18 protein-coding genes and 5 pseudogenes are annotated in these 20,048 nt (G+C 33.9%); 11 read left to right on the forward strand and 12 right to left on the reverse strand.

The window, feature by feature from the left end; genetic code table 11:
• Positions 1 to 387, reverse strand: a pseudogene (locus tag ACIPUA_RS21700) (IS1 family transposase); the annotation flags it as partial.
• Between the two features lie 62 nt (positions 388 to 449).
• Between ACIPUA_RS21700 and ACIPUA_RS21705 the strand changes: the two are divergent.
• The 10 genes and pseudogenes from ACIPUA_RS21705 to ACIPUA_RS21750 all read left to right on the forward strand — a co-directional run.
• Positions 450 to 580 (forward strand): annotated as a pseudogene (locus ACIPUA_RS21705) (DUF2810 domain-containing protein); the annotation flags it as partial.
• 929 nt (positions 581 to 1,509) lie between these two features.
• Positions 1,510 to 1,761: a helix-turn-helix domain-containing protein gene (locus tag ACIPUA_RS21710; RefSeq protein ID WP_042848568.1), complete on the forward strand. Its 252-nt coding sequence runs from the start codon at positions 1,510 to 1,512 to the stop codon at positions 1,759 to 1,761.
• Positions 1,762 to 1,964: 203 nt separating this feature from the next.
• Positions 1,965 to 2,507: a fimbrial protein gene (locus ACIPUA_RS21715; RefSeq protein ID WP_042848569.1), complete on the forward strand. Its 543-nt coding sequence runs from the start codon at positions 1,965 to 1,967 to the stop codon at positions 2,505 to 2,507.
• Positions 2,508 to 2,567: 60 nt separating this feature from the next.
• The gene (locus ACIPUA_RS21720) at positions 2,568 to 3,110 is read left to right on the forward strand and encodes a fimbrial protein (RefSeq protein WP_048605548.1); all 543 of its coding nucleotides are present in this window, start codon (positions 2,568 to 2,570) and stop codon (positions 3,108 to 3,110) included.
• Positions 3,111 to 3,127: 17 nt separating this feature from the next.
• Positions 3,128 to 5,599, forward strand: a complete 2,472-nt coding sequence (locus tag ACIPUA_RS21725) for a fimbria/pilus outer membrane usher protein (protein ID WP_042848571.1) — start codon at positions 3,128 to 3,130, stop codon at positions 5,597 to 5,599.
• A gap of 8 nt (positions 5,600 to 5,607) precedes the next feature.
• Complete coding sequence (locus tag ACIPUA_RS21730; RefSeq protein ID WP_042848572.1) at positions 5,608 to 6,318, forward strand: fimbrial biogenesis chaperone; 711 nt, start codon at positions 5,608 to 5,610, stop codon at positions 6,316 to 6,318.
• Positions 6,319 to 6,340: 22 nt separating this feature from the next.
• Positions 6,341 to 6,751: a hypothetical protein gene (locus ACIPUA_RS21735; protein ID WP_042848574.1), complete on the forward strand. Its 411-nt coding sequence runs from the start codon at positions 6,341 to 6,343 to the stop codon at positions 6,749 to 6,751.
• Positions 6,744 to 7,244, forward strand: a complete 501-nt coding sequence (locus ACIPUA_RS21740) for a fimbrial protein (RefSeq protein ID WP_048605549.1) — start codon at positions 6,744 to 6,746, stop codon at positions 7,242 to 7,244. Before ACIPUA_RS21735 ends, ACIPUA_RS21740 begins: the two co-directional genes overlap by 8 nt.
• A gap of 17 nt (positions 7,245 to 7,261) precedes the next feature.
• Entirely contained in the window at positions 7,262 to 7,792 is a 531-nt protein-coding gene (locus ACIPUA_RS21745) for a fimbrial protein (RefSeq protein WP_208292499.1), read from the forward strand.
• A 15-nt stretch (positions 7,793 to 7,807) separates the two neighbouring features.
• Complete coding sequence (locus ACIPUA_RS21750) at positions 7,808 to 8,833, forward strand: hypothetical protein (RefSeq protein ID WP_048605551.1); 1,026 nt, start codon at positions 7,808 to 7,810, stop codon at positions 8,831 to 8,833.
• Positions 8,834 to 9,796: 963 nt separating this feature from the next.
• On the opposite strand, the gene ACIPUA_RS21755 is transcribed toward ACIPUA_RS21750, so the two are convergent.
• The 10 genes and pseudogenes from ACIPUA_RS21755 to ACIPUA_RS21800 all read right to left on the reverse strand — a co-directional run.
• The gene (locus ACIPUA_RS21755; RefSeq protein WP_449060135.1) at positions 9,797 to 10,810 is read right to left on the reverse strand and encodes a hypothetical protein; all 1,014 of its coding nucleotides are present in this window, start codon (positions 10,808 to 10,810) and stop codon (positions 9,797 to 9,799) included.
• A gap of 18 nt (positions 10,811 to 10,828) precedes the next feature.
• A complete protein-coding gene (locus tag ACIPUA_RS21760) occupies positions 10,829 to 11,371 on the reverse strand; it encodes a fimbrial protein (RefSeq protein WP_042848581.1) in 543 nt (180 codons plus the stop codon).
• Positions 11,371 to 11,904, reverse strand: coding sequence for a fimbrial protein (locus tag ACIPUA_RS21765; RefSeq protein WP_042848582.1), 534 nt, complete (start codon positions 11,902 to 11,904; stop codon positions 11,371 to 11,373). Before ACIPUA_RS21765 ends, ACIPUA_RS21760 begins: the two co-directional genes overlap by 1 nt.
• Positions 11,897 to 12,298, reverse strand: coding sequence for a hypothetical protein (locus ACIPUA_RS21770; protein WP_048605554.1), 402 nt, complete (start codon positions 12,296 to 12,298; stop codon positions 11,897 to 11,899). Before ACIPUA_RS21770 ends, ACIPUA_RS21765 begins: the two co-directional genes overlap by 8 nt.
• Before the next feature lie 39 nt (positions 12,299 to 12,337).
• Positions 12,338 to 13,075 (reverse strand): fimbrial biogenesis chaperone, encoded by a 738-nt coding sequence (locus ACIPUA_RS21775; protein WP_048605555.1) that lies wholly within the window; start codon positions 13,073 to 13,075, stop codon positions 12,338 to 12,340.
• Between the two features lie 66 nt (positions 13,076 to 13,141).
• The gene (locus tag ACIPUA_RS21780; protein ID WP_048605557.1) at positions 13,142 to 15,649 is read right to left on the reverse strand and encodes a fimbria/pilus outer membrane usher protein; all 2,508 of its coding nucleotides are present in this window, start codon (positions 15,647 to 15,649) and stop codon (positions 13,142 to 13,144) included.
• 70 nt (positions 15,650 to 15,719) lie between these two features.
• Entirely contained in the window at positions 15,720 to 16,298 is a 579-nt protein-coding gene (locus ACIPUA_RS21785) for a fimbrial protein (protein ID WP_220129034.1), read from the reverse strand.
• A gap of 58 nt (positions 16,299 to 16,356) precedes the next feature.
• Positions 16,357 to 16,908 (reverse strand): fimbrial protein, encoded by a 552-nt coding sequence (locus tag ACIPUA_RS21790; protein ID WP_042848585.1) that lies wholly within the window; start codon positions 16,906 to 16,908, stop codon positions 16,357 to 16,359.
• A gap of 486 nt (positions 16,909 to 17,394) precedes the next feature.
• On the reverse strand, positions 17,395 to 17,658 hold the full coding sequence (locus ACIPUA_RS21795; RefSeq protein WP_042848586.1) for a helix-turn-helix domain-containing protein: 264 nt from the start codon (positions 17,656 to 17,658) through the stop codon (positions 17,395 to 17,397).
• Positions 17,659 to 18,045: 387 nt separating this feature from the next.
• Positions 18,046 to 18,384: pseudogene (locus ACIPUA_RS21800) on the reverse strand (IS1 family transposase); the annotation flags it as partial.
• Between the two features lie 836 nt (positions 18,385 to 19,220).
• Between ACIPUA_RS21800 and ACIPUA_RS21805 the strand changes: the two are divergent.
• Positions 19,221 to 19,313: pseudogene (locus tag ACIPUA_RS21805) on the forward strand (transposase); the annotation flags it as partial.
• On the opposite strand, the pseudogene ACIPUA_RS21810 reads toward ACIPUA_RS21805, so the two are convergent.
• Positions 19,304 to 19,972, reverse strand: a pseudogene (locus ACIPUA_RS21810) (tyrosine-type recombinase/integrase); the annotation flags it as partial. The pseudogenes ACIPUA_RS21805 and ACIPUA_RS21810 overlap by 10 nt on opposite strands.
• Positions 19,973 to 20,048: the final 76 nt, after the last annotated feature.

The following is a 20,048-nucleotide window of genomic DNA, read 5'->3' on the forward strand; positions in this document are numbered from 1 at the left end:
GTTCCCAGGCATACCAAAGCCAGCGTTGTTGTTTCTTATTAGCCACAAAAGACCACTGTTCATCGACTTCACAAAGGAGTTCAATGTGCAAATTATCAAGCGGTAAAGACGTTACCTGCTTCGGCGAGAGTTTTTTAAAGTACGAACAACCGCATTAATGCTGATATGAAGGGCCCTAGCAGTATCACGAATACCGGCATTATTCATCGTGAGGTCGATAATTTTATCTTTAGTTCCGGGTTGGCAAGCACGATATTTATAATCGAGTTGGAAGCTTCGGCAGCAATCTTGGCAACGATAACGTTGATGACCAGTGCTACCTAATCCATGTTTTTTCACTGGGAGCGTTTGTTGACAAAATGGGCACCTTACATCGACTTTAGCCATGAATATTCTCCGATAAATTACCCTATATTACAGGTTAATCACCGGATTGAATACATGACCCGAAGAAAGAACAAGCTGATCTTGGTAAGCTGAAAAAAACCGTGCGAGGGCTGGTCATTGTCCATCCCATGACGGCATAGGTCGTGAAATGGGGCTGGATGGTATGACTGGTTTTTCTAAGACTGACTTCTAGTGAGAGAAGCCCCTCTTTAACATACTTTGCCAATTTATGATTTACTGCCTAAGCGCTCTAACTCCGAACGTAATACAGCAGTAGATAAACTCCATTTTCATGCTAAAGATATCAATTGAAGTCAATGACTCAGTCGTTAAAATCACCCTAAATAAGCTTAAGTATTATCATTGGGCGAATATACATGTCATGTAACTTCATTGATAATCGAGTAAACAATGTAAACTCTAATAGTTAACCGCTATAGCAAAATTCATCATAGCTAGTAGTAACGGCAATTATCATACTCTACGAAAAATGAAAAGAAGAGGATTTAAATAGAGAAACTATTAAACCCGAATAAAACTCATATAAAATCTAAGCTTTATGTTATAGAGGACTACATTAATTCTAAAAACATCTATAACTCTTTCATTCTATTTAACACTCTAAAATGTAAAATGTATATACTATTATGTTAGTTAAAAAGACAAACGATACTAAGAATAATCTTATCCTAATATAAAATCAAAATAACCCTAACGTTATAGTTTTTACTGTAATTAATTTAAAATGTAACAATATTATTATGAAACAAAATATAATAAATACGTACTTATATGTAACAAAATGTTTTTTATTTAATACGTAAGTTGTAATGTAAATAAATAAATTATAGTCCTGCTCGAAATTAACAACATAATATCGAATCAAAAAAAAACCATAAAATCATATTGTTATGTTCTTTAAATAGTAGTTAAAGTCACATTTTGATCCGAATAACCGATCAATAACAGCATTTTGATAGGGTTAGCCTATCAAAGTTAACTAATCGATCGATATAAACATCTTTAAATAAATAAAAATAAAAGCTAGATTAAATGAAAATTAAATCAGTAAGAATTTATAACTTCACTAGTTTAATTAAATAAATTATTGAGGAATTTATTATGATTAGCACCCAAAAAAATTTCATTGTAAAAAATATAAACCTAGAAATTGGTGATTTTATAAGAAAAACCAGACTTAAAAATGGATTAACTGGTGCACAATTAGGTAAATTAGTAGGAGTAAGCCAACAGCAAATATCACGATATGAACGAGGTTCAAATGGCCTATCATTACCAGATTTGATATTTATTTTATCAATTATGAATGCATCATTTTCAGATTTTGTTTCATACTCATCCTATTTGAAATGAGAGAAATAAAATTTTAGTAATGAGTAAACACTACATTATCAAATAATAATACATTATTCATATTCCTGTATAATAAAGAAATTTATATAGCAAAAACTCTTTCTTATACAGATATACTTATCTGTGTTAGTCAATGAAATTAATATAATTCCATTCTCAAAAACATAAATATTAACATCTTAACAATGATATTAGGAAATAGTATGAAACATAACAAATATATGTCTGTATTAGTAGCAGCAATGTTAACAACGTCATTTGCTTCAATTGCAGATACTAATACTGGTACTGTTACTTTCAAAGGTGAAGTTCGCGATACGCCTTGTAACTTAGATGCAGGACAAGGTGGTACTGCTACAATTGTTGATTTTGGCCAACTATCATTAAGCCAATTAAATGATGGAGATTCAAAGTATAAAAACTTCGATTTAAATCTGAAAGGCTGTAAATTAACATCAATTGATAACAGCGATCCACAAAATCCAACTACAGTAACTAAAACAGCAACTATTACTTTTGATGGTGTAAGTAAAATTGCAGGTCAAAATCTTTTAGCAACTACAGGCAGTGCTGCAAACGTTGCTGTAGGTATTAAAGATATTACTTTTGGTACTCCTGCTAACTTAAATTTGCGCGATGGTGACAATACATTAACTTACTCTGCTTTTGTTAAAAAAGCAGGTGCTGCTGCTGTAACAGCGGGCGATTTCACAACTATTTCTACTTTCGAAATCGCATACCAGTAAGTTATATACACTCCTTCACTATTATGTGGAGGAGTATATTACCTGAAAAAGAATATTATTATGAAAAACTTGTTAATTATTGCCACTTTTTTTGCTCATTTTTTTAGCATTCCAGCATTTGCAGCAATGAATTGGGGACAAGCAACAGTTAAAGGTGAAATATTAGCCTCGGGTTGTTCAATGCAACTAACAAGTAAAGATCAAATTATTCAATTTGGTGATTACCCTTTAAGTAGAATTAAAGATAAAAAGATAATTAAACCATTTAAAATAATATTAAAAAACTGTCAGCTATCAAATTCTTATTTTGAGGATGAGAAATCACCTATAAGAATAAAATTTTCAGGTTCAGTAACAAGCAACTTTAATGGATTTAAATTTAATGATGCCGATGGTTTGGCTATTTATATATTAAACGGAAATAACATTGTCAAGCCTAATGAATATTATCCCATTTATGATTTAAAAAGAGTTGCAGGCAAAACGAAATCAGTCAATGAACAACAATTAAACTTTTTATCTGAAATTGTTGTTGATGATGGGCTTAGGCCACAAGTAGGAGAATTTTCAAGTATCATTACATTTGATATTGATTACTATTAATTTAATGAGTATTTACGATGTTATCAATAAAAGAAAAAATGACCATTTTAATGGTGTCGATGCTTTTTTTTAACAAAGTATCCTATTCTGTAGAGTTCAATACAGATATACTTGATAGCACAGATAAAGCGAATATTGACGTATCAAGGTTTCAAAATCCAAATTTTATTCTTCCTGGAACTTATTTTTTTAATATAATTATTAATAGTACTCAATTAACTCAATCGGCCTCTCCTATTAAAATTATAGCTAATGATAATGATGATTCTGTGAGTGATATATGTATTGATAAAGACTATATTAATAGTTTAGGCCTTAAAGAAAAATATGTGAAAGAACTGACCTATTGGAATAACGGGGAATGTATTAATTTCTTGGCTTTGAAGGGTGTTAGTGTTACTCCTAATTTACCTGAGGGAACGGTAATCATAAATATACCTCAATTATATTTAGAGTATATGGATGTAAACTGGTTACCCAAAACCCTTTGGGATGAAGGGATCAGCGGGTTATTATTAGATTACAATGCCAACTATCAATATAGCGATAATGACAGTTTAAAAAATCAAATTGCATCGATCAGTGGATATCTTGGTGCTAATATGGGTGCTTGGCGTTTACGAAGTGAATATTATGGTAATTATCAAAGACAAGAGTCAAATAGCCAAACATCAACAATTCGTAATTTTTTATTTAATGCAATTTATTTATATAGAAATATTAAAGCATTAGATGCTAAATTAGTCGTGGGTGAAAGTACAACACCATCACAGATACTAGAACCTTTTAGATTTACAGGATTATCTTTATTTACAAACGATTCAATGTTACCTCCTAGACTAAGAGGATATGCTCCTGAAATTACAGGAATAGCTAAAACTAATTCTCGCGTTGTTATTACTCAATTAGGAAGGGTAATATATGATGGCAATGTACCTGCTGGTCCATTTAAAATTCAATCATTGAATAGTGGTACTCGTGGTGAATTACACGTAAAAATTATTGAGCAAGATGGATCTGAACAACAGTTTATTGTTAATAGTTCCAATGTGCCTTATTTAACTCGTCCTGGAACTACTCGATATAATGTAACTGCAGGGCAACCAATTAAACGAGACCATTCAGTATATAGAGGCGTTTTTTTCTTCAGAGGAGAAGTCTCACATGGTTTAAATAATAATTGGTCATTAAATGCAGCCTCAGATATAAGCCAAGGTTATCAACAAGTTTCATTAGGCTTTGGCCGATTTATGAATCAGTTTGGTGCTTTATCTGTAAATATAGCTCGCTCTTTTTCGCAGTTAGATCATGATAGTCCATCAGGTAACTCATATAGTATTAATTACTCTAAAACTTTTGATGATTACGATATGGATCTAACTTTTGCGGGGTATCGTTTTACTGATAGAAAATTTTATACTATGTCTCAATATTTAGATTTAAGAAATAATAAATTTATTGATAATGAAAAAGAACGCTATCAAATAAGTCTTTCAAAGCGTCTAGGTGAATTTAATATAAATTTAAATTATCAATTACAACAGTATTGGGATCGAGGTCAAACTCATCAATACGGCCTAAATATAGGTAAAAGCGTTAATATTCCTTATTTAAACTTACAAGGAGGAAGTATAACGCTATCAGCAAATAGAAGTTATTACCAAAATAAATATGATGACCAAATTAGCTTGATGCTTTCAGTTCCATTTGGCAAGCAGTTCTACACTTTTGACACAATGAAATATAATGACACCTATAATTCGCGTGTTTCTGTATCTACCTTAACTGAGGATAATGATTACTATAACTTAAGCGCATCAACAAGTTATGGTAAGGATGCTAAAAAACAAAGTACGCTAGCTGGTATGTATGATTTATCAACTCGTTATGCGTCTTTAAATAGTAATATTTCAATCTCAGATAAAGGTGATTCTAGCTTAGGTATGGGGTTAAATGGTGGTGTAACATTAACACAGCATGGTATTGCTTTACATAGCTCATCATATTCATCTGCAGCTAGGTTAATGATAGATACAAATAATATCGCTGATGTTCCTTTAAATAATGGTTCAACAGTAACAAATGGAATAGGGATCGGAGTTATTCCGAATATGACCAGCTATTACAAAAATAGCTATAATGTTGATATGAGTAAATTACCAGATAATATTGAGTCATCAAATACGATATATGATATTGCATTAACAGAAGGTGCAATTGGATACAGAAAAATAAGTGCAGATAAGGGATTCAAGTTATTTGCAACTATTAAAATGGCAGATAATTCAGGTTCTCCTCCATTTGGTGCTCAAGTACTAAATGAAAAAGGTAGAGAAGTCGGGATAATTAGCGATAACGGATTAGTATGGTTAACAGCTGTTCAATCTGAAGAAAGGCTAAATATCAATTGGTCTAATAAAAATCAGTGTAATACAACATTACCCAATTTAGATAATGCAAACCAAATTATTTTAATTTGCAAAAAGTAGAGAATTTTATGAAAAATAAATTTTTATTACTTCCGCTATTATTGGTAGCACAAAATAGCATAGCGGCAGTATCTCTTGATAGAACCAGAGCAATAGTAGAAGGTGATTCTACCCCTGTAATTATTAATATCGAAAACCAGAGTGACACCTTGCCGTATTTAGCTCAAGCTTGGATTGACGATAAAGATGGAAATAAAATTACAACAGGACCATTAATTGCGACACCGTTAGTTCAGCGCTTAGAACCGAATATAAAAAGTATGATTAGAATTTCAACTACGGATGTATCTAAATTACCTAAAGATAGAGAGTCTATTTATTATTTTAATTTAAGAGAGATACCACCGAAAAGCGATAAGCCAAACGTAATGCAGGTTGCATTACAATCAAGAATTAAATTATTTTATCGCCCAGAGCCTATTTTAGATAAAGCAAAAACTGATTGGGCCTTAGATCTAGAGCTGAATACAGTAAATGATGGGTATATTATTAAAAATACCTCTCCATTTTATTTAACGGTCATTGGGTTAGCGGGTGACAAAAACAAATCTGAAAATGGCGCATTTGATTCATTTATGATTGACCCTTTTGGAAGTCATCAAGTTAAAAGTACACATTTCCAGAAACCGTACTTAACCTACATAAATGATTACGGTGGTAGACCAACTGTTTCCTTTAACTGCAAATCATCAGTATGCAAAGCTGATAGTCAACAATAGCCAGTTATAAAATGAGGGTACAATGAAATATTTTTCTGTAGTATTTTTCTCACTTTTTATTTCATTAAGCAGTGTAGCTAGTCAATATGATGAAAATCGTTCTTTTCCATCACATGATGTAACATCGGCTATTAAAATGGATAGTTTAAGTGGAAAACTGCATTTTAAAGTAGGATTAATGTACTCTCCGTGCGTTATTTTGGATGATGAATATAATAACGATATTTTTTTTATTGAACTAGAACAATGTTTAGTAAATAATCAAAATATTAAAATACCTTTACAAGCCAAGGCTAAATTGATCGAAAAAAACAACATAACAACTACAGTATATGATATTTATCATCCACTTTATTCTGGTAAAAACATACTTTATATACAAAATAAAAATACTAAAGGCAGCTCAGCTATCATGGAGTTAAATTATGATTAAATTCATATTTTCCATATTAATTATTACTATGACTCCAATTGCTTTTTCGAGTGATTTGCTTATTAATTTCAATGGAAATCTAATTGATAAAAAATGTGAAATTAAACAGTCAGAGATAACCATTCAATTCATTCCTTATTCACTAGGTTATATTGAGGTTAATGGCAATATTTCAGATAAAAAACCATTAAAAATTGAATTTGAAAACTGTACGCCTACTATGATGGATAAAATAATAAAAATTTCATTATCTTCTACAAATATATATAAACAAAATGGAATTGATTATTTAACAACACAAGGAGGAACAGGTCTAATCGTTGGTCTTGAGAGCCTTGATGGCGAACTAATTTCGTTTAATCAACCACTTGAGGTTAGAGTGAGTTCAGAAAATAAAGCAGAGTTAGTACTGAATACATATCTAAAAAAAGGTGACGTTGCTAGACCAGGAACCGTACATGGAACTGCAAGCATTATGGTTAATTATAACTAATAATAGGAAGTTATATAATGAAAATAAGAAAGTCGCTCTTATTATTATTACTTTTTTCTAGAGTAGTAACTGCTGCTGATTTTAATAATGGCCGTGCTGATGTAAAAATTAATATTACAGCAACTATAGTTGCTCCTGTTTGTACTATTTTAGGTGAAAATAATGAATCACCATTATTTATAAATTTTGATAATGTTGACTTCTCTGAAGTTGAAAATGGAACAGCCTATAAGGATATTCAGTTAAAATATAACTGTACAGGAAGTTCAGTTCCAGCTAATAAAGTTATGAACTTGTATCTATATCCAACTAAATATGGTGTCTATACACAAGTTGGTAACAACGTATTACGAACATCAAAGAATGGACTGGGAATCTCTTTAACCAAGAGTAATGCTAATCTTGATTTAAATAAATGGATTCCTTTTGGTAGTAATGAGCTACAAGGCTCATTTATCCTTCGAGCTTCGTTAATTACCCCCAATAAATTACTATTAACGGAAGGTAGCTTCGATAGTACTGTTGCTATCCTAATGAGTTATTTATAATTTGGATTATATTTTATGATGAAAACCGTTTTTTATTTGTTACCTGCTTCACTACTGGCTATTTCTAGTATTAGCAATGCTGGTGATCCAGATGACTGGACAGTCATGGGGTATAGTGGTACTCAATTTACAGCTGATACAACTTGGACGGGCGCTAACTTTAATGGTGTCAATTTAACGTTAAGAGCTAAGCTAAGTAGTATGGGAGGAAAAATGACTGAGTATGCATGGGGATCTCGTGCATGTCCTCCATACGGGAATTCACCTAATTCAACTAATATGCAATATGTGATTGCACCAAATACAGTGGATTATGTAGATCCTATTACCAATGAAAAATTTACTTTTAGAATTTTATTACCCCAATCATTAGGTACAATCAATGGATATCCAAATACACAATATGCACAGATAGGGCAAAGCTCAGGTAATGTTGGCCGTGCAACCTGTTCGCGAACCCCTTATACGCCACAATCATTTAGTGGAGAAACTCCTATTACATTAATCAGTAATACTAATCTCCCAATTAGAAATACACCGCATATTATTAAAGTAAACACGACTTTATTTGGTGTCAGAAACCCAAATATACCAGCTAAATGGTTAAGTTCTGTTGCGCTTATCCAACCTAAAAACTCAGCTGTACTTACTTTTAATGTAACCGTTATTAATACTTGTCGTGTAGATAAGACTCAACTAGATTTTAATTTTGGTTCTTTACCACAATCAATAGCTGATGGAGTAAATCTAACTAAAAGTGTAACCGTTAGCTGTACTTATCCTGGAAATATTAAAGTAACTTACCAGCCCTCAAAACCTATTGATAGTGCAAATCCAACTCGTACAAGTTTAGATTTAGGAAATGTGTCATCTGGTTGGTACGGTGAGTTGGCAGTTGATGGTAAAAAGCAATTAATCACGACACTTCAAAGTATTACTAATAAAACACTAGATATAGGAATTACATTAGGAAAAAGTAGATCCAATGTATCTTTTGGCAACATCAGTGGTGGTGGGGTCTTAATTTTTGAGTATATTTAATATTAACTTATTTAACATACTTTAATTTTTAAATAATTAAAAATATGCAGAAGTATATAATACAAGTGTTTTTAGATAAAAATCGAACCTGTAGATAATTTTATATCAGCATAGTTCACTTTTATGGTAAATTCATGCCTGTTAAATACCCAAAAAAAATTACCCGATGATTTTTTAATCGGGTAACGAACAACACTATTTAATAATTCTATCGTTTTCGTAGTATAAATTTCTTTACGTATATCGATAAGTTAATAAAACAGGGTTCTTAAATTAGGGCGGTGTTAGTTATAAGCCCCTCTATTTTGTGTGTTTATATTTAATATTATTTATCAAATATATCTAAATCTGCATTGAATTTAAAGGATTTAATTGCCTTCAATGGAGGTATATTGAACTTGAATGGCTATTACAGGAGTCGTATTTAATAGGTAATGACGTTGATATTAAATGGGTTTACTTAGTTGGATAAATAGCATTGCCCTCATTAATGCCCTCAAGACAAAAATCATACCTAAATTCATAATCTGATTAAGAGGTTAATGAGTGAGTTGTGGGTATGGTTATTATACAAAAACAATATTTTTAACTAACTCACATCTAGTAATCATAACCCATCATAATACACAGTAGATTATACGTTTCAAAAAATCATATAATCTACCTGCATACTCACTATTTTTCTCTTAATAGTATTTCGGTTATTTCATTCGCTCTTTAAACGAAGCCTATTAAGGTTATCGCCTCGCTCAGACGAGGCGCTTGCTTATGAAAACATACATGGCCAGTTGGTTATAATAACTCTCTATACTTTTCTCAAGATTTTCATGGCGCGATAGGAATATTATCCTAAAAAAATTGCCAATACCAATCCATGATAGTACCTAACAACTACTTATAAATAGGAAAGTAAGCACTAGGAAGTTCAACAAAATAGAACTTTTTGGTATTTAACCTTATTTTTTATTGTATTGTGACTCTTAAAATCCCTGCTCCTTGAAATGAGCCTGTTTTGGTTTTATCGTCAGGGTGAAATGTTGAATTAATAAGGTAGTCTTTTTTCCCTGTGACTTTCTCCTCACTGATTATTTTTCCATCGCTAAATTGTAACTCACAATCTCCTTCACCACATTTAGTGAAGTTAGCACTTTTCCCTGTGGGTTTATTTGTCCCAATTAATTCCATTTTTACTGGCGTTGATGCACTGCAAGAGATACTGTAATTTGTTACGTTACTTTTATAGCTAGACTCATCCCCTAATGTAATATCATGAGTTAATTGCAGTTGGTTACTGTTGAAATCACACTTAGATTTTACATCAATAATTAATGTAAATGAATCACGTCGGCCAAGGCCTCCTACGATTAAATTGGGCACATCTGCTGAGGGGCCTTTCTCTTCAGGAGTTGTAAATTTATTTTCTTCAAACGCATAGTAATAGGCCACGGGAACCCTATAGATCCCTGGAGCGAGGTTACCTTGCGATAAGGTTGCTGTTATTCTTGCACTACGCCAATGAAAGTCTACAGGTATCATTGAGCCAAGAGTCCAACAGCCCCCGACATCGGTCTTAATTGTAATTTGGTTTATCTTGGAAATATATCCTGAAATTTGCGACTGTGCTGGATAAGTCCAACTGTTATAAGAGTCGATATTCAATGAAATAGGGACATTATTTACGTACACTCTATTTTGCATAATAAGCCAAGCGGTTTTTTCTTGGGTTGCACTTAATTTGTCATTAGTTCCTTTACATCTTGTATAGACACTTCTTGCATTATAAAGGCCATTCAGCCCACCAGACATTATTGATGATGCAGAGGTAGTCATATCATTATAATTAATCAACATATCGTTTGTTTTTACTGGACTTGTCATTGTCCAAATAAAATGGCGATAATCCCCAGCAATACTGGTGACAGGGAAAAATAATATGTTTAATAAAATTAAGATAAAAAAATGAGGTTTAAGTATCATGTCAATTCCAAGTCATTATTAATTGTAGGTGATGACTATTTTTGCAGTAGATTCAAATTTACCCGGTGCTAAATTACTAGTATTTAATGCATAGGGAACTGCAGTTATAGAAAAGATCCCATTTTTTTGACCTTTTCCACTTAATCCATTAATAATTTCATTTCCTAGGCTGTTTATATTGTTTCCAATAATAAGCGGGTAAGTATTATTAACTGAATTTCCTTGATATAAAGCAATCCCTAACCCTGTATTTCCTTTAGTATTTAATACATTATTAGGCGCATTCGCTAATTTATCACCGACAACATTGATATAAGGCTTTCCTTGGTAATATTGGCAATCAATAGATATTTCTTTAGTGATTGAGTTATCATGGTTATTAACTTTATCTATTTGTACGGTTTTAAAGTTAAAAATAATTTTTTCATTCTTATTAATAATACAAGGTGGTACTTTGACAGTACCTGATATTTTTATTGGAACATCAACAGCAAGGGAAGAGAAGGTGCAGAAATAAAGTATACCAACCCAGAATTTAAAATATTTTTTAATGATATCCATTATTCATACTCCACAGTAAAGGTTACTGAGGCTAAAAAATCACCTGTCTTTGCATCTCCGGATTTAGGCTTACGAACAAAAACACCAAAATTAAGTTCTTGTGTATTTCCTACTTCAGGCACGATACCAAAGTTAATTTGTTGATTCCAAACAATTAAAGAATCATCTTTATCTGTTATCCCCAATAAAACACCGCTATCACCCTGCGTATTTAAAAAAGAATCACCATCAATATTGGTTAATTTATTACTTTTCCATGTTAACTTGATTATTTTTTTTAAATCTGTTTCGCTGCATTTTTCAATAAAAATTGAAAAAGGTTCTGTTGCGCTCGGTATTCCTTCATTAATTGTCTTTAAGCGTAGGTTATAAATTTTTATTTTTTGATTTAAAGATTCGGTTGTAACTTGACAAGCTGTATTGACAAGCTCACCGCGAAACTCCATATCAAGTCCTTCCTCGCTATAAGCTAATGCAGGGAAAGTGAATAACAAGAGATAAAATACCCAATTCAATCGGCTTTTTCTATTCATAGCTCACCTCAAATCTTAAGGTATTGTGGTAATCAATTTGCTGTGGTAAGGCTATTTTATTATCACCGTTTGTTAAATAAGTGAGATAGCTTGGGTAAAATAACGATTTTTCGGTATCGTAAAATTGTAAGGTGACAGGGGTATGTACAGCTGAATTGATTAAATTAAGATCATCAAATGCACTACCAGCACCACAATTTGTCAGCGTGACCTCTTTTGCACCGCGTATACTTAGGTTACAAGCTGTATTCATCAATTGCGCGTATACTTGAATCTGGCCGTAACTGATTGAGTTAGTTGGCAAGCTAGCAGCGACATGTTTTATGCTAGAAAGAAAACACAGTACTATCATGATAATAAACAGTCCTAGAGGTGTTTTTCGCGGGCTGCTCATGTTTGTTTTCCTTATTAATATGCTAGCTTTCACTCAATGTTACTCCTCTCCAGAAACAGTACAGATTGAACCTTGGCATTGAAATACGAGCGTAGGTTTACCACCATAATCATTAATATAAGTTAGATAAGGCGTTGATAATGATGGTGATATAATGTCGTGGTCAGATTTTGGTGGCACCATGACAACATTAAACGCATTTTTTTCTGCTTGATTTTTGCTATTGCCAAAGCCAATCACAGTTAAGTTGAATGGGGTGGTATTATTGAGACGATAGCCATTAGCGATTTTTGTTAAAGTGACTTTATGTGCCCACTTAGTTTCTGATTCCGATAAAATGCTTTTTGGGCGATAAAATAATTTCACTCGGGATTGCAATGCGATTTGCAATATATTTCCGTCATTCGATTTAGGTGGCACTTCGCGTAAGTTAAAATAAAAAACAGATTCTCTATCTTGCGGTAATTTGCTCAGCTCAGGCGTGGTGCTTAAACGGACCAAACTGTTACTCGTCGGCTCAATGCGCTGTAATGGCGGTGTCGCTAAAATTGCGCCTTTAGTCAATTTATTCCCTTCAATATCTTCAATCCAGCTTTGTGCAAGATAAGCTTCTTCTGGATTATCATTTGTAATGGTGACATTAATTGATTTATCGGATGCAGGAAAAATAATTCGTGTCCTATCCAATGTCACAGCGCTGTGTGCGCTAACGGATAAAAATACTGTCGTAAGCAGAAAAAAGGGAAATACCCACGAACGTAAAAACAAACTCAACATAATAAACCTCATAAATAAATTAAATGTGTGCAGCTAATCCGAATGGTTTTAAATAGATTCGAATAGTTATTTCTTTATTGATACACAGGGCAGTAACAACATATTGGTTGATGTATCTAAACTTTCAGGAAGTGACAATTGGCACTGTGCTTGCCCTCCCCAATAAACAAGTAAATTTTCCTTAGGCGATATTCCCACTAACCAAGTCACACCATCTTCCCCGACAATGCCTAATTCAAGGTTATTGTGGTTGCGAACACTGGCACCAAATGGCGGCGTTTTATCATTGCCCAATGATAAAATAGCGAAGAGTTTTTCTCCTTTCATTACGGATAAACTCCGGTAGCCAATCGCACCTTTTGTGAGAGTGATGTCCGTTGATGCCCCCAACGTTTCTAAATTATCGGGCAATTTACTGGTATTAATTGATGCGTTAGCTTTACGGTAACTGCTAACATTAGGGATAACAGCTAAACCGAATCGATTCGTTTTTATCGTGCCATTATCGAGTGGCACATCACCAACACCGGGAGTTTCAATCATTAATCGAGTATCTCCACTTGAACCTCGGTGCAGTGCAGCACCATGTGAAGTCGCGGTTATCCCACTATTAATAGACAGACCAACACTGCGATATTGTTGAGGGACATAGCTTGCATTTGCTGAAATATTAGCTTGGGAGAGATCTCGGGAGTAATAACCACTGATGCTCGATTCGCTATCATATAATTGCCCATGGTTATAACCCACAGTGACATTGTAGCTATCACGATCGTTATAGCCGCTATAACTAGCGCTATGGTTATGTTGGTTATACTCTCCCGTCTTAGTATAAGATTCAGACAATGACACACTGTGACCGTTATAAAGTGGAATACTTAAATAAAGGTTCACTGCATCATCTTTATAGCCACTGTCTCGCTCAGTGCGAATTGCAGATAACGATATCGTCGCATCTTGCTGGGAAAGTGCAGGAAGACTGATATTGGTACTTGCATATAAGCCATATTGCATTTGTGATTTGTCATGCCAATACGTGCTATATTGATAATTCAGTGAAAAATTAAAATTATCGAAATATTTATTCAAATAGATTTGATAATTTTCTTTTGGTGCACGAGAGACATAACCTGAACTGACTTCATCCATAAATTGGCTGAGTGTTCGGTAGTTTTTATCTGCGAAGCGATAACCCGCAAAGGTAATATCTGTGCGTAATGCATCAAAAGATTTTGAGTAATTTAACCTATATGAGCGGCCTTGCAGGGTTTCTTGAGTAAAGCGTGCAACTGACTGTGTCACATCGAATGACAGTGCCCCAAACGCGAATAGGTCTCGCCCAATACCAATAGCAGCGGTTTGGTAATCAGTATTAAGTTGGGAGCCACCATAAAGTGACCATTCATTTGATAAACCATATGATAATTCCCCACCTGCAACAGGGTTTCCTGTTAGCTGATGACCGCTAAGTCGCGTTTTACCTGCAACAAATTTATAAATGAGTCGCCCTGGACGGGTTAAATAAGGTAGTGAGGCCGTATTTAAACTGAATTTCTTTTCTTCACCGTTTTCTTCACGGACGGTGATATCCAAAACCCCACGAACTCCACTATCCAGTGTTTGGATACGGAATGGCCCAGGTGGTACGGTTGTTTCTAACAGAACACGTTCTTTGCTGCGAACAATAACTGTTGCATTGGTATTTGCAACCCCAATAATTTCTGGGGCGTATCCCACCAGTTTCGGGGGTAGCATACGGTCATCACTTTCTAATGAAAGTCCGGTGTATTGCCAAGACTCAAAGACGTTAGAATAAAAATAGTTTTCACCTAACGTCAAAATAGCCGATAAAGACTTAATAGAAGTAAATGCATACAAGCGACTAAAATCAAATTGCTTTGTTTCTTGTGATGATTGGCGATTTCCTTGCTGCTTCTGGTAAGTGCCATTATAATCACCGCGAAAACGCCAAGCGCCTAAATTTATGCCAGCGGTTCCACTCGTCGAAGCATAAGTGCGTTTGCTTCCTGTATTTTCTTTTGTGACAGAAATGTTTGCACTGTAGTCGATTAAGGCACCATTAACACCCTCTTCCCATAATGCAGGTGGCACCCAGTCAGGATCACGATATTCCATCCAAAACTGAGGGATTGTCATTTTTAAGGATAATGTTGCGAGTTCAATTTTTAGTTGGACTCCTGTTAGGGCTGATAAATTCAAGCACTGGTCATTATTCGAAAGATGGACTTTTTCTTTTGCTGTCTCTTTTAGCCCAATGAGATCAAGCAAATCAGCAGGTAGACACGTTGTTTGTAGCAAGGTTTGCTCGGGGGTGCTTTGTTCAAAAACCGTAATATCCCGAGGTGCGCCTAAACGCTGCCCATTAACAAAAATAGTTAGGACATAATTATCTGGGGGGACATACCCCGCGACAGCAAATTGGCTCATATCGACATTTTGGAGATCTTCAGCATCTAATACATCCGTATTAAACTCTGAGGCATAAGCAGTCAACGTGCTAAAGTTTAATGCCACTAAGATGGCCAGCCCAACTTTACAATATGTGAACTTCATGCTTATACCACTCCGAGAACAACAAGAAATACTAGCCAATGCAATAGGATTGACTGTTTTTATCTTTGTTTTATTGATAATCGATGAAAAAACGAATTAACCCTTGATAACGGCCTGCTTGGAGAGGCTTTCCCGTTAGCTCAAGTTGTAAAAAATAGCGAAGCACAAGTGATTGTCCTGCCTTACCTTGTCTTAATACGCTGCCGAATAGTGAATAGCTTTCCCCAGGGATTAAGGCTTGCATTGTGCTGTCAAGAACAGAAACGCCTAGTCCTTCAGAGGGGCCTTGTAAGACAAAAGCATTCATCTGGTTTGCACGATGGCCATCAAAACGTATTACCCATGTTTTGCTATCAAGAGAGGAAAACAGGCTACCGCAATTACTTAATTCAATCTCAAAAAGCTGGTTGCGTTCTTCTCGGGATACCTTTGTTGATAATAAATTCAATGCTAATGATGAAAAATTTACCGTTTGAAAACGATCTTTCATCATAATCGAACAAGGTGTCGCTATAACGCTGCCAATCATCTGAGTCGTTCCTTCATGTCGTACCCCTATGTCCTTTTCTGCAAATACGGTGAAGCATCCACAAAAATAGATGAGTAGAACAGGCACAAATTTTCGAATATCAAATAGATAAGTAAGCACTTTGTTTTCCTTTATATGCATTAAGTAGCCGCCAAAAATTGGCGGCTACTCAAAGTGCTTACTGATAAGTAATACGGAAGTTTGAAACAGCGGTAAATTTACCTTCTGCAACATCTTTAGTTTTATCAATTGCTTTAGCTAATGCTTTGAAAGATAAAGTCACATCGCCATCAGTGTTACCGGTAGGTAATACATCTTTTGCAACACCAAATTTGAAGCCATCAATCACGATACCTAAGTTATTTGCGTTACCTGTTGATGTAGAAAGCATTTCACCGCCATTCACATAGTTTTGGCCAGTAAATACTAAGTCCATGGTTTTAACACCAGCAGCATTACCGCTTTCGCTATCAACTTCGCCGAAATTAGCGAAATCACAACCAGTTAATTTAATATCAAAGTTTGCTTCTGCCGCTTTACCGCTTTGTAAGGCTTTGCGAGATAATTGGCCGAAATCAACAGTTTGTTTTAATGATGATTGTTGGATGTTACATGGTGTATTCACAACTGAACCAACAAAATCAATTGTTCCTGTGTTATCAGCCATTGAGCTAAATGGAATAACAGATGCAGCAAATACAGTAGCAACAGCTAATTGAGATAATTTCATTATTATTTCCTTAATATGTAAATAGATTTAATATATTGAACGCTTACTAATATCAAATGACAAAGTCACTCATAAAATGGGAAAGGTTTCCCTTGCCTAGACTTAAAGAAAAGGCGACTAATAAATAGAAGGCTAACCTTCTAATTTAAATTTTTTAATTAAAATTGTTTCTAATGGTAACTTATTTTTAATTTTTCTTATTTAATCAGAACGATCAGCCATTACCTTGAAAAGTAATTCCGACCAATTTCTATCTAATGCAATTAAAAAATTTCAACATCTCTACACTAATTATTGTAATACCAAGTTCATAGAGAGAAACCTGCTGCTAACTTAAATGAACTAGATAACCAACTTGATTGAAGAATAATGATTTTTTACGGGTATACCTTAAAAACGAACCAATATATTTTCGTAAATAGCCTTTAATTTTCATTGTAATAGGCTCCAATTCATTAAGCTTTAACACATGGTGTTGTATGATTTTTATTCATCAAAAAAATAGCTAACATCAACATTAAAATAAATTGAAATAATCATTATTTTTGATGTTGATATATCACTTTGACCGTTCTCATACCGAGATAATTGTTGTTGCGATATGCCAATAACCTTAGCTAAATTAGAGCCACTTAAGTTATATTTCAATCTAAGTTTTTTTATTTTTTTTCCAATGTTTTTTGATACGACATTAACTATGTTATCTCTATCACTTAGAATAGAAAGTGAATTGAAAATTTCATTTCTCATTAAAGCACCATTGACGTTGACGTATTAAATGAAATAAGACACCAATCGTTTAACTCAATATAGGATACAAAAAATCTGAGTTAAACCAAAACAAAAAAATAAATTAATTATTTAAAAAAATTAGCTACAAAGTTAATAGGTATTTTTTTACTAATTAAGGTTGTTAAAAATAAAAAGGTATAAAAAAACAATTATCAAACAACAATATACAAATAACCGTGTTAAATTTTTGTTAATAAAACCCTCAAGCTTTACTTACGCTAAATATTGTAAGGAATTGTAACTCCAATAAAAATAAGTCGCTATATGGCTAGTTATTTAGTGATTATTTAAATGTAGCCACCACTTTTTCTAGTTTTGGGTCGAGTATTCAATGTATTAATTTGGTTAAATGTAATGTTCTCTTTCAATGAAAGTACCAATGATTTTGTCAATCATTTCAACAGTTCTTGAATACCTCTATGTTTTTCTGTTCAGCCTTTTTATCTTGTTTCTTAAGTTCAAATTTTGATGTTTTATTCCCTGTGTAAATCGTTTACCAATCGAGTGAGTTTCCCTTGGTAATAACTGGTATGCTAGGTAATTATCGGTACACCAAAACTGAATATCAAACTTAGAAAGCCACCTTAATAATTTTTGCTGGCTCTTACGGCTCCTTGAGCCCAAGACATGCGCCACTATATGTTTTAACTGAAGTGACCAGACATACCATAACCATCGTTGTCGCTACTACAATAGCCATAAGAGTTTTATTTAATTTCACTGGGTAAATCCTCAACTAAGTCGTAATTTAAAGAAAAAATTAAAAAGAAGCCCTGTGATTAAATATTAATCACAATAGAATTAAATTTTAGATACGGAATATAGCTAAATTTACCTAGATAAAACCACTATATATTTATGAATACGGTAATTAAATCTTTTTGTCTTTTGAACTCTGGCTCACATAAATACTATAATTACTCACATAGGCTGTAAAGCAGGAGAAATCTATCGAATATACCAAGTTTAATAGTCAGTTATTTCTTGTCATATTTATTCATACTACAATTATTTTTACCCGATAAAAATCAATAGGTTACAAATAATGTGTTATTAATTCATACTTAACAACATTTCTTTCACATACATCAACCATTACTTTTTTGCAATTACTTACACTTGTTACGCGTGTTAATAATTTCATCTAACTAAACCGCCCCCCTTAAATCTCCAGACAGTTGGTGTCATTTGACTTATTGATAATCTTAATACTCGTTTTTAGGCTAGTTCTTGAAAAATGAGATGAACGCATCCCAACTATTTGAGAGCGGTGAAGGGTTCGGCTGATGAGGTGAAGATCCTCACACACTTCTGACATCATTGTGCCCAGTACGAAATGAATAAAGCTCCCTAATGACTAGAGGGCCCACAACATGAAATCCCCCCGTTGTCGCCGATATCGCAAAACATCTTATACAGGTTCACTTCATTGAAGAACATATAGGTGAAGTTATCGATAAATAAAGCACGGTACCCTGTTGGAACACTTTAGCAATCATAAGCCTAGCCTTATCGGTACTGATGGGCTAACCAGCTTTCCTGATGCTATTAACTGTATCTATCCTCAAACGAAAGTTCAGTTGTGTGTCATTCACAAAATCCGCAACTCAATAACCTGATTTACGCTTTCCTTACTGATTGGTTTTCTATGGTCATTACGGCCTATAAACACAAGCTCATAACACTCTGATAGTAGTTTGAGTGAATTAAATAGCTCGATAACCTGCCTTGATAACGGTACAACATGCGGTCGCTTTATTTTCATTACTTCAGCTGGTATCTCCCAAACCCCTTTTTCTAAATCAATATCCTGCCAACGAGCAAAGCGGAGTTCTTGCGTTCTAACAGCCGTTAGCAAAATAATTTCAGTCGCTGTTTTGGTGATGATACTGCCAGTGTAACCAGCTAAATCTTTTAGGAAATATGGCAGTTCTTGATTTGTTAAGAATGGGAAGTGTTGCTTTTTAGGTGGAGTTAGAGCAGAAGCCAGATCAGGAGCTGGGCTATATTGCGCTCGACCCATAATAATGGCATAGCGAAAGACCTCACCGCAGCGCTGGCGGACTTTGCGCATCTTCTCTAAGGCTCCGCGTTTTTCCATCTTATGTAAGGTTTCAAGTAGCTCTAGGGGTTTAATCTCTGCTATCGGATGCTCACCAATATAAGGAAAGATATCCTTTTCAATAGTATCAATAATTTCATCACGATAACGTAGTGACCAGAGATCTGCTTTAGAAGTGTGCCATTCACGAGCTACTGCTTCAAAGGTACTTTCAGAGGCTAAATGTTTTTATTTACTTGAACTTTATTTTGAACCAGCAATTTTTTCGTGCATCAGCTAATGAAAC

This window comes from Providencia sp. AGC89, assembly GCF_053543535.1.

Excerpts from the sequence above, each read along its gene's own strand:
- ACIPUA_RS21770 (WP_048605554.1), bottom strand. The coding sequence starts at position 12,298 with ATGAGCAGCCCGCGAAAAACACCTCTAGGACTGTTTATTATCATGATA.
- ACIPUA_RS21720 (WP_048605548.1), top strand. The coding sequence starts at position 2,568 with ATGAAAAACTTGTTAATTATTGCCACTTTTTTTGCTCATTTTTTTAGC.
- ACIPUA_RS21730 (WP_042848572.1), top strand. The coding sequence starts at position 5,608 with ATGAAAAATAAATTTTTATTACTTCCGCTATTATTGGTAGCACAAAAT.
- ACIPUA_RS21795 (WP_042848586.1), bottom strand. The coding sequence starts at position 17,658 with ATGAGAAATGAAATTTTCAATTCACTTTCTATTCTAAGTGATAGAGAT.
- ACIPUA_RS21725 (WP_042848571.1), top strand. The coding sequence starts at position 3,128 with ATGTTATCAATAAAAGAAAAAATGACCATTTTAATGGTGTCGATGCTT.
- ACIPUA_RS21745 (WP_208292499.1), top strand. The coding sequence starts at position 7,262 with ATGAAAATAAGAAAGTCGCTCTTATTATTATTACTTTTTTCTAGAGTA.
- ACIPUA_RS21750 (WP_048605551.1), top strand. The coding sequence starts at position 7,808 with ATGATGAAAACCGTTTTTTATTTGTTACCTGCTTCACTACTGGCTATT.
- ACIPUA_RS21735 (WP_042848574.1), top strand. The coding sequence starts at position 6,341 with ATGAAATATTTTTCTGTAGTATTTTTCTCACTTTTTATTTCATTAAGC.
- ACIPUA_RS21740 (WP_048605549.1), top strand. The coding sequence starts at position 6,744 with ATGATTAAATTCATATTTTCCATATTAATTATTACTATGACTCCAATT.
- ACIPUA_RS21760 (WP_042848581.1), bottom strand. The coding sequence starts at position 11,371 with ATGGATATCATTAAAAAATATTTTAAATTCTGGGTTGGTATACTTTAT.
- ACIPUA_RS21780 (WP_048605557.1), bottom strand. The coding sequence starts at position 15,649 with ATGAAGTTCACATATTGTAAAGTTGGGCTGGCCATCTTAGTGGCATTA.
- ACIPUA_RS21715 (WP_042848569.1), top strand. The coding sequence starts at position 1,965 with ATGAAACATAACAAATATATGTCTGTATTAGTAGCAGCAATGTTAACA.
- ACIPUA_RS21710 (WP_042848568.1), top strand. The coding sequence starts at position 1,510 with ATGATTAGCACCCAAAAAAATTTCATTGTAAAAAATATAAACCTAGAA.
- ACIPUA_RS21765 (WP_042848582.1), bottom strand. The coding sequence starts at position 11,904 with ATGAATAGAAAAAGCCGATTGAATTGGGTATTTTATCTCTTGTTATTC.
- ACIPUA_RS21790 (WP_042848585.1), bottom strand. The coding sequence starts at position 16,908 with ATGAAATTATCTCAATTAGCTGTTGCTACTGTATTTGCTGCATCTGTT.
- ACIPUA_RS21755 (WP_449060135.1), bottom strand. The coding sequence starts at position 10,810 with ATGATACTTAAACCTCATTTTTTTATCTTAATTTTATTAAACATATTA.
- ACIPUA_RS21775 (WP_048605555.1), bottom strand. The coding sequence starts at position 13,075 with ATGTTGAGTTTGTTTTTACGTTCGTGGGTATTTCCCTTTTTTCTGCTT.